The sequence below is a fragment of the Mesorhizobium sp. M7A.F.Ca.ET.027.03.2.1 genome (assembly GCF_003999175.1).
Classification (GTDB): Bacteria; Pseudomonadota; Alphaproteobacteria; order Rhizobiales; family Rhizobiaceae; genus Mesorhizobium.
Window position 1 is genome coordinate 1 of sequence record NZ_RZOM01000124.1, and the last position, 9,040, is coordinate 9,040.

At 63.0% G+C, this 9,040-nt stretch carries 7 protein-coding genes and 1 pseudogene; 4 read left to right on the top strand and 4 right to left on the bottom strand.

Annotated features, from left to right (window positions below):
• Both EN750_RS08185 and EN750_RS08190 read right to left on the bottom strand, forming a co-directional pair.
• On the bottom strand, positions 1–906 hold a 906-nt coding region (locus EN750_RS08185; protein WP_127396131.1), incomplete at its 3' end, for an extracellular solute-binding protein.
• Between the two features lie 259 nt (positions 907–1,165).
• Positions 1,166–1,951, bottom strand: a complete 786-nt coding sequence (locus EN750_RS08190; protein WP_127396132.1) for an SDR family oxidoreductase — start codon at positions 1,949–1,951, stop codon at positions 1,166–1,168.
• 98 nt (positions 1,952–2,049) lie between these two features.
• On the opposite strand from EN750_RS08190, the gene uxuA reads away from it, so the two are divergent.
• The 4 genes and pseudogenes from uxuA (at position 2,050) to EN750_RS08210 (ending at position 7,270) form a co-directional block, all read left to right on the top strand.
• Positions 2,050–3,234, top strand: coding sequence for a mannonate dehydratase (gene uxuA / locus EN750_RS08195; protein ID WP_127396133.1), 1,185 nt, complete (start codon positions 2,050–2,052; stop codon positions 3,232–3,234).
• Positions 3,235–3,550: 316 nt separating this feature from the next.
• The gene (locus EN750_RS08200; RefSeq protein ID WP_127396134.1) at positions 3,551–4,570 is read left to right on the top strand and encodes an isopenicillin N synthase family oxygenase; all 1,020 of its coding nucleotides are present in this window, start codon (positions 3,551–3,553) and stop codon (positions 4,568–4,570) included.
• Between the two features lie 334 nt (positions 4,571–4,904).
• Positions 4,905–6,226 (top strand): annotated as a pseudogene (locus EN750_RS08205) (LLM class flavin-dependent oxidoreductase).
• A gap of 24 nt (positions 6,227–6,250) precedes the next feature.
• On the top strand, positions 6,251–7,270 hold the full coding sequence (locus EN750_RS08210) for an NADP-dependent oxidoreductase (protein WP_127396135.1): 1,020 nt from the start codon (positions 6,251–6,253) through the stop codon (positions 7,268–7,270).
• 71 nt (positions 7,271–7,341) lie between these two features.
• Here EN750_RS08210 and EN750_RS08215 read toward each other — a convergent pair whose 3' ends face one another.
• Together EN750_RS08215 and EN750_RS08220 are read right to left on the bottom strand one after the other, a co-directional pair.
• Positions 7,342–8,658, bottom strand: coding sequence for an aspartate aminotransferase family protein (locus tag EN750_RS08215; protein WP_127396136.1), 1,317 nt, complete (start codon positions 8,656–8,658; stop codon positions 7,342–7,344).
• Positions 8,655–9,040, bottom strand: a 386-nt coding sequence (locus EN750_RS08220; RefSeq protein ID WP_189526094.1) for an N-formylglutamate amidohydrolase, incomplete at its 5' end; no start/stop codon positions are given. The genes EN750_RS08220 and EN750_RS08215, both read right to left, overlap by 4 nt.

Here is a 9,040-nt window from a genome sequence, read left to right on the forward strand (position 1 = left end):
CGACTGGAGCGACGGGATTTCCCAGGTGCCGCCATAATACATGGCGCTCTTGCCGGCGGCGAACGCCGCACGCATGCCGTCCTGGTCGACGGAAAGCGAATCCTTGGAAAGGATGCCATCATCGACCCATTGCTTGATCAGCTTGAACCCCTCGACATCGGGCGCGTCAGTGAACTTCGCCGTGCCCTCGAGGTTCTTCTGCGTCTTGCCGACCGGGTCGCCCGATGCCTGCGAAAAGGTCTCGAAGTACCACATCGGCCACATCACGGTGTTCGAGCCCTGATGCAGCAGAGGGATCACGCCCGCGGTCTTGAACTTCGGCACGGCTGCCTTCAGGTCGTCATAGGTTGGCGGGACAGGAATGGCGAGCTTCTGAAAGAGATCGACATTGTAGAAGATCGTCGATGTCGACAGCGTCGAGATCGGCACGCCGTAGACTTGGCCGTTGACCGTGAAGGCGCCAAGTGCAGCGGCGTCGATCCTGTCCTGGAACGGCTTGATCTTGTCGGTAATCGGCATCACCAGTTTGCGCCTGACATAGGCGCCATTGGTGTAGAAGGCCGGGCAGGCGATCAGATCCATTTCCTGGTTTGCAAGTTTTGCGGTCATCACGCGCTGGATGGAATCGGTCTGCGGCCCCTGGGCATCCCACTCGACCGCGGCGACGTCGCGGTTGGCCTTGAGGAAGCCGTCGATGACCTGCTGCTGGATTTTCTTCTGCTCGTCCGGCGGTTGACGCGGCGCGAGTTCGTCGAGCGCCGAGCCGCCGAAAATCTTGAGCGTGATCCCATCGGCGTGGCCGATACCGGGCAGTGTGATCAGGCCGAGGCCTAGCAGTGCGGTGGCAAGGATGGGAGCGGCGGGACGTTGTTTCGGACGATGGGTCACTCTCTGCTGAAGGGGCATCTGGCTCTCCTTTACGCCAATGCCGAGGGGCAACCTCGGGACCAATATCGTTGATGGTCATATGATCTTGGTCGCCTGTTGATGTTTTTGTCAATCGGCAAGAATGCCTATTATTTCATCGATCGCACCGCCCCCTTTCATGTTCGGCGTGGCCCGTGCGGTGTTCAATTTGCTTGGGCATTGATCTGCAAGAAGATCGGCAAACCAATTGTCGGATGCTGGCTGCTCCCGGTGACGGACAAGCCCCAATCTTCGCAATCTACTTCACGCCGATGCCGGCGGTCAGGCCGCCATCGATCTTGTAGTCCGCGCCAGTGCAGAAGCCGGCCTTCGACGAACACAGGAAAGCGATGAGTTCGGCCACCTCCTCCGGCTCGCCGATGCGTCCGATGGGGTGCGCTTCGCCGAAGCGCTTGTAGGCAGCTTCGACATCGGCATCCGTGCCGTTCTCGCCGCGGGCGGCCTTCTCCAGGATCGGGGTGCGGATCGAGCCGGGGCTGACGGAATTGACGCGGATGCCGGAGCGCGCATGGTCGAGGGCCAGGGCACGCGTCAGTGTGTGGATGGCGCCCTTGGTGGTGGCATAGGCGGCGACGTTTTGCTGGCAGGCAAAGCCCTGCACCGAAGCGACGTTGACGATGGCGCCGCCGCCCCTGCGGACCATTTCCGGGATGCCGAAATGTGCGGTCAGATAGATGGACCCGACATTGACCGACATCGCCCTGTTCCAGGTCTCGAAATCGGTGCTGGTCGCGGTTCCGTACGGATGCACCGCCGCCGAATTGACGATGATATCGAGGCCGCCGAACCGCTCCACGCCGGCCGCGACCGCGTCGCGAACCTGATCGGGCACGGAGACGTCGGCGTCTATGACCAGCGCCCCGGCTGCGGAGCTTTCCAGTTCCGCTTTCAGCGCAGCATTGGCCGCGCGGTCGATGCCGCAGGCGACGATCGCAGCACCCCCTGCAGCGAGGCGTCTGGCGGTTGCAAGGCCAATCCCGGTCGTGCCCGTCACCAAAGCCACCTTGCCGTCGAAACCCTTCATTGGGAAAACTCCTTCATTCGCTGTCCGAAACCGTTCCTAGTTTGACACCCATTGTGGTCCAACAATAGGTTGCCATCCTCTCGCAGAAGGAAGCGGCAATGGAACAGTGCTGGCGCTGGTATGGACCGAACGACCCGGTAACGCTCGATCATGTCAGGCAGGCCGGTGCGACCGGCGTGGTGAGCGCCTTGCACGATATCTATGACGGGCGCGCCTGGCCGCTCGAGAGCATTCTGGAGCGCAAGCGTGTCATCGAGGCCGCCGGCCTGACATGGTCGGTGGTCGAGAGCATTCCGGTCCACAATTCATTCAAGATCGGCGCGCCGGAACGCGAGCGCTATGCCGGCTACTATCGTGACTCAATTCGCGCGCTCGCCAAGGCCGGCATTGCGACGGTCTGCTACAATTTCATGCCGGTGGTCGACTGGACGCGCACGGATCTCGCCTATCGGCTGCCGACGACGGGCTATGCACTGCGCTTCGACGCCATCGATTTCGCGGCCTACGATTTGTTTGTGCTGAAGCGCGTCAATGCCGAGGCCGGCTATACCCCCGCCCGCATTGCCGAGGCGGAAGCGCGGCTGAAGGAATTGAGCAGCGAAGCGATCGACAGGATCGAGCGCAACCTGATCGCCGGCCTGCCTGCGACCGAGCGCAGCTATGACAGGGACAGTTTTCGCGAGGCCCTGGCGGACTATGATGCGATCGGACCGAAGGAGCTGCGCGACAACCTTGCCTGGTTCCTGCGCGAGATCATTCCGGTGGCCGAAGAGGAGGGGGTGCGCATGTGCATCCATCCCGACGACCCGCCCTTCTCGCTCTATGGCCTGCCGCGCATCGTTTCGACCGCCGAGGATGCGCGTTTCATCCTCAACGCCGTCGACAGCCCCGCCAACGGCCTGACGTTCTGCACCGGCTCCTATGGCACGCGCGCCGACAACGACATCGTCGCCATGGTCAAGGAGTTCGCCGACCGCATCCATTTCGCCCATCTGCGCAACATCACCATCGAGGATGACGGCTCGTTCCACGAGGCCGAGCATCTCGAGGGCGGCACCGACATGGCGCATGTTATCCTGGCTCTGATGCAGGAAGAGGCGCGCCGCCGTCGGGAAGGCCGCGCCGACTGGCGCATTCCTATGCGGCCCGACCATGGCCATCTGCTCGCCGACGATATCGGCAAGACCAGGCTCAATCCCGGCTATTCGCTGATCGGCCGGCTGAAAGGCCTCGCCGAGCTGCGTGGCATCATGCGCGCCATCGAGCGGTTCGAGCTGGCTTGAATGCGCTCCGGCCGGTCGGCTGGCGGATTTACAGGCGATCACGCGCGGTTGCGCTTCCGCTGTGACTTATACGATGCCGCACTGGAAAGTGCGGCCTACGAGAGGCATGGCGGGTAAAGCACGTGTCGGGAAATTATTTGCCGGCAGTTCACAATATGCAGCGCTGACGTTCTTCCATTCGGGCCAGATTGGACTTCTTGTTGCTTTGATCGGCACGCCTTGCGTGTCACTTTGAGATGCATTCATTCTCGAAGCTCTTGCCGGTGGTCGCTTCTACTTCTCCTAAGCCAAGGCAGAGAAAAGAAGGAACCTGACCATGCCCAGAATTGTGCCGGTGCTCGATCTGAGCCGTCTCGAACAAGGTGCGTCTGAATATCGTACCTTTCTCCTGGACCTGCGCACGGCGGCGCGGGACGTCGGCTTCTTCTACCTCAGCGGCCACGGAATTTCGACCTCGGAGATCGACGACGTGCTCGATGCCTCACGCCGGTTCTTCGCGCTGCCGGAGGCCGACAAGCTGGCGATCGAAATGGTCAAATCCCAGCAGTTTCGCGGCTACACCCGCGCCGGCGGCGAACTGACCAAGGGCGCGGCCGACTGGCGTGAGCAACTCGACATCGGCGTCGAGCGCCAGCCCATCGCGCAGGGGCCTGGAATTGCGCCCTGGACGCGGCTGCAAGGGCCGAACCAGTGGCCGTCGGCACTGCCTGAACTCAAGCCGGCGTTGCTGGCATGGCAGGCCAAGGCGACAACGGTGGCGATCCGGCTGCTGAAAGCCTTCGCGCTGTCGCTCGATCAGCCCGAGGATGCCTTCGACGCGATCTATAGGGGCTCGCCCAACCATCGCATGAAGATCGTGCGCTATCCCGGCCGTGACGCGACCGAAGGCGACCAGGGCGTCGGCGCGCACAAGGATGGCGGTTTCCTCACCCTGCTGCTGCAGGACGACAACAAGGGGCTGCAGGTCGAATATGACGGTAGCTGGGTGGATGTGGATCCGCTGCCTGGAACGCTGGTCGTCAACATCGGCGAACTGCTCGAACTGGCATCGAATGGCTATCTGCGCGCCACCGTGCACCGCGTCGTGACGCCGCCTGCCGGCGTCGAGCGGATTTCAGTTCCCTTCTTCTTCAGCGCGCGGCTCGATGCGACCATACCGCTTCTCAGCCTTTCCGAGGAACTGGCGGCGCAGGCGCGCGGACCGGCAAGCGATCCTGACAACCCATTGTTCCGCGATGTCGGCACCAATGTGCTCAAAAGCCGGCTGCGCTCCCATCCCGACGTGGCACGCCGCCACTATGCCGATCTTCTGGAGACTGGAACGGTGGGTTCGTGACGGTCGCCTGGCACGAATTTTTGCCGTTTGGCATGTTTTTTGGAATGCCATTCGTCGCCAAGGCTTGGAAATAAGCTCAAAAAGGTAAAATCGTTCGGCGGTTTCCTCCCATTTCGCCGAACGGTGTTCCCCTCTGAAGGTTTTGACCTTCTTTTTGGCCGGGCCGTATTCGAGCCCGGCCTTTTTTTGTCCTGGGGTATCAGGCGCAAAACTGAAATGCTGCAAAAGCCCGGCGCAGCGGAACAGAATACCTTCCCGAGTTGGGCTGACCGTCCGATCCTGAGAAGGATTCGAGCACTGTGCTCGACTGTATCGATCGGCCGGAACATCTTTCATGACACGAAAACAACTGCGCCTCGGCGCCTTCATGCGCCCCGTCAGCCTGCACACCGGCGCCTGGCGCTATCCGGGCGCCTATGCCGACGCCAATTTCAATTTCGCGCATCTGAAGCGCTTCGCCCAGACCCTGGAAGCGGCGAAGTTCGACGCCTTCTTCATGGCCGACCATCTGGCCGTTCTGAACATGCCGATCGAGGCGTTGCGGCGCAGCCACACGGTCACCTCGTTCGAGCCGTTCACGCTGCTGTCGGCGCTCGCCGCCGTCACTGACCATATCGGGCTGGTCGCCACCGCATCGACGACGTTCGACGCGCCCTATCATGTTGCTCGCCGCTTCGCCTCGCTGGACCATATCAGCGGTGGACGCGCCGGCTGGAACATCGTCACCACGTCCAACCCTGATGCGGCGCTGAACTTCGGCCTCGACGAGCATGTCGAGCATGATGAGCGCTACCGGCGGGCGCGGGAATTCTACGATGTCGTCACCGGCCTGTGGGACAGCTTTGCCGACGATGCCTTCATCCGCGACGCCGAAAGCGGGTTCTATTTCGACCCGGCCAGGCTGCATGTGCTCGACCACAAGGGCGAACATCTCTCGGTGCGCGGGCCACTCAACATTGCCCGGCCAATCCAGGGTTGGCCGGTCGTCGTCCAGGCCGGTGCGTCGGAGGCAGGGCGCCAACTGGCGGCGGAGACAGCGGAGGTCATTTTCGCCGCCCATGCCGATCTCGCGGCGGGACAGCGTTTCTTTGCCGACGTCAAAGGCCGTGCGGAGAAACTCGGCCGCTCGCGTGACGACATCAAGATCCTGCCTGGCGCCTTTGTCGTTGTCGGCGACAGCGTCGAGGACGCGCAGGCCATGCGGGCGAAGCTCGACAGTCTCGTTTATTACGAGAGCGGCATCGCCTCGCTGTCGATCGCGATCGGACACGATGCGTCCGGCTTTGACCCGGACGCGCCCTTGCCCGAAATCCCCGAGACCAATGCCTCGAAGAGTGGCCGCGAGCGTGTCATCGAACTGGCGCGCGAGGAGAACCTGACGGTCAGGCAGCTTGCGCAAAGGCTGGGCGGCTATTCCGGCTTGCTTTTGTCGGCACGCCTGAAACAATCGCCGACGAGATGGAGGAATGGCTGGTTGCCGAGGGCTCCGACGGGTTCAACATCATGTTTCCCTACCTGCCGGCAGGGCTCGATGATTTCGCCGAGAAAGTGGTGCCGGAATTGCAACGGCGAGGCATCTTCAGGCGGCAATATGAGGGGTCGACACTGCGCGAGAATCTCGGCCTGAAGCGACCCTCCAACCAGTTTTTCGAATAGAACGCCCTTCGCGGAGAGGTCTCCATGTCAATCCAGTCCAACACCCGCATCGTGCTCGCGGCGCGACCGCAAGGCCGGCCGAAGCCGGATCATTTCCGCATCGAGACGGTTGACCTTGACCAGCCGGGAGAGGGCGAACTGCTGTTGCAGATCCTTTATCTGTCGCTCGATCCCTATATGCGCGGTCGTATGAACGCCACCAAATCCTATGCCAAGCCGGTCGATGTCGACGGTGTGATGGAGGGCGGCACCGTCGCGCGCGTGATGATCTCTCGCCATCCGGAGTTTGCTGAAGGCGACATCGTCCTGTCCCACTCCGGATGGCAGAGTTTCGCCCTGTCCGACGGTGTCGGGCTGCGCAAGCTCGATCCCGCGGCTGCACCCATAACAACCGCGCTCGGCGTGCTCGGCATGCCGGGCTTCACGGCCTATGCCGGTCTGCTCACCATCGGGCAGCCGAAGCCTGGCGAGACGGTCGTCGTCGCGGCCGCCAGCGGCGCGGTCGGGTCGGCCGTTGGCCAGATCGCGCGCATCAAGGGTGCGCGTGCCGTCGGCATTGCCGGCGGTGCCGAAAAGTGCGCCTTCGTGCGAGAAGAGCTCGGCTTTGACGCGGTCGTCGATCACCGGGCCGACGATTTTGCAGAGCAGTTGAAGGCAGCTTGCCCCGGCGGCATCGACATCTATTTCGAAAATGTCGGCGGTCCTGTCTGGGACGCGGTGTTTCCGCTGCTGAACGAATTTGCGCGTGTGCCGGTCTGCGGGCTGATCGCGCAGTACAACGTCATCGCGGATGCCGGCACCGACCGGTTGCCGACATTGATGCAGCAAGTGCTGCACCGCAGCCTGACGATCAGAGGTTTCATCCAGCGCGAATTTGTCGACCAGCGCCCGGCCTTCTATCGTGAGATGGCCGACTGGATATCGTCCGGCCGAGTCCGCTACAGGGAAGATATCGTGGATGGCATCGAAAATGCGCCTCAGGCATTTCTCGGTCTTCTCGAAGGCAGGAATTTCGGTAAGCTGATCGTGCGTATCGCGGAATAATTGTTGCGCAACGATGAGCCGGGGCTGCCGAGACAATCGCTGTCGACAGCCCGGCGCGGCGCCTTTTTTGTTCACCACATCATGAAGGAGGCGACGTCCGCATCCGAGACCTTGCCGGCATTCACGTCAGCGATTGCCTGGTCGACGATCGCGACGCCCTCGGTCATCTCGTCTTCCGTCAGCGTCAGCGGTGGCATGAACTCCAGCACATTGGCCTTCAACCCGACATAGGTGAAGGCTGCACCCAGCTCATAGCCGCGATAGATGATCTTGGCCGTGGTCGTGGCTGGAACGGGCTCGCGTGTCGCGCGGTCCTTGACCAGGTCGACACCGATGGCAAGGCCGCGCCCGCGCACGTCGCCGATGATCTCATGCCTGGCGGCAAGGGCTCGCAGCGCGTCGGAAAACAGCATGCCGATCCGCGCCGAGCGCTCGACCAGGCCATCCGTCTCGATCGTCTTCAGCACCGCGTTGCCGGCCGATGTCGCCACCGGATTGCCTGCGGTCGTCTGCAGCGCGAAGGCCGGCGCATGGTCCATGATCTCCTTGGGGCCGATCACGGCCGACAACGGCAAGCCACCGCCGATGCCTTTGCCGAAGACGACGAGGTCCGGCGTCAGTCCTTCATGCTGGAAGCAGTGCATCATGCCGCTGCGAGCGAGCCCGACCTTGACCTCGTCGACGACAATCTTGATGCCGTGCCTGCGGCAACGCTCCTGCAATGCCTTGAGAAAGCCGGGCGGCGGCACGATCAGCCCGCCATCCGACATCAACGGCTCGATGAACACCGCCGCGACCTGATGCGGCGGGCAGGTGGTCTCGAACTGGTAGTCGAGCAGCGCAAGCACGTCCTCGCTGCTGAAATTCGGTCGGAACGGATCGGGATAGGGCAGCAGAAGCACGCCCGGCCGGGGCAGCGTGTGGGTCATGGCGGTATGGCCGCTGATGCCCATCGAGCCGGAGAGATTGCCGTGATAGGAACCGATGAACGAGATGAAGCGCGAGCGGCCGGTGGCTGCCTGCAGCACGCGCACCGCGCAGTCGTTGGCGTCCGACCCGGAATGGCCGAACCAGACGCGCCGTTCGCCTTCTCCGGGCGTAATCGCCAGCAGCCGCTCCGCCAGCGACACGGCCGGCTCGTTCGGGTAGAGCAGCAGGCTGGCGCCCGCCATGTCGCGGATCGACGTCTCGACCGCTTCGACGATTGCCGGATGGCCGTAGCCGAGCACCGCCGGACCGGCCGATCCCGACAGGTCGAGCAAGGAGCGGCCGCCTTCCTCGATCAGCCGGTTGCCCCGGCCGCCGATGACGCTGAGCGGGGAGAAACGCAGCTTGCCGATCTGGGCGATGGTCGCGGCATCACGTTCGCGCAGGCTGAGATTGCTCACGACACGGTTTCCGTCTCGAGTGCCGGCAGTGCCGCTGCCAGCCGGTCCGCCCATTCCTCGATGCCGCGCCGTGTCGACAAAAGGTCCTGCCGGATCTCGACGAGGACGGCGGCGATGCCGCGATCGTCGCCATGGATGGGCACGGCGTAATCGGCGTCGCGGCTGATCACATAGGGCACGTTGGCCGCGACATTGAGCCCGGCGTCGGTGCGCAGGCCCGAAAGGATCGCTTCGGCGAGATCTCTTGCTTGGTCGTGCAGCACGCCGGCATGCCAGGGCCTGCTGACACCGAGGAAGACCGGCGTGAAGGAATGGATCGTCACGATCCGCGTCTGCCGGCCTGCTTGCGCCCGGTGGTCAAGATACGCGGTCACCCGGTCAT

Coding starts and splice junctions, on each gene's coding strand:
- EN750_RS08190 (WP_127396132.1), bottom strand. CDS start 1,951: ATGAAGGGTTTCGACGGCAAGGTGGCTTTGGTGACGGGCACGACCGGG.
- uxuA (WP_127396133.1), top strand. CDS start 2,050: ATGGAACAGTGCTGGCGCTGGTATGGACCGAACGACCCGGTAACGCTC.
- EN750_RS08200 (WP_127396134.1), top strand. CDS start 3,551: ATGCCCAGAATTGTGCCGGTGCTCGATCTGAGCCGTCTCGAACAAGGT.
- EN750_RS08210 (WP_127396135.1), top strand. CDS start 6,251: ATGTCAATCCAGTCCAACACCCGCATCGTGCTCGCGGCGCGACCGCAA.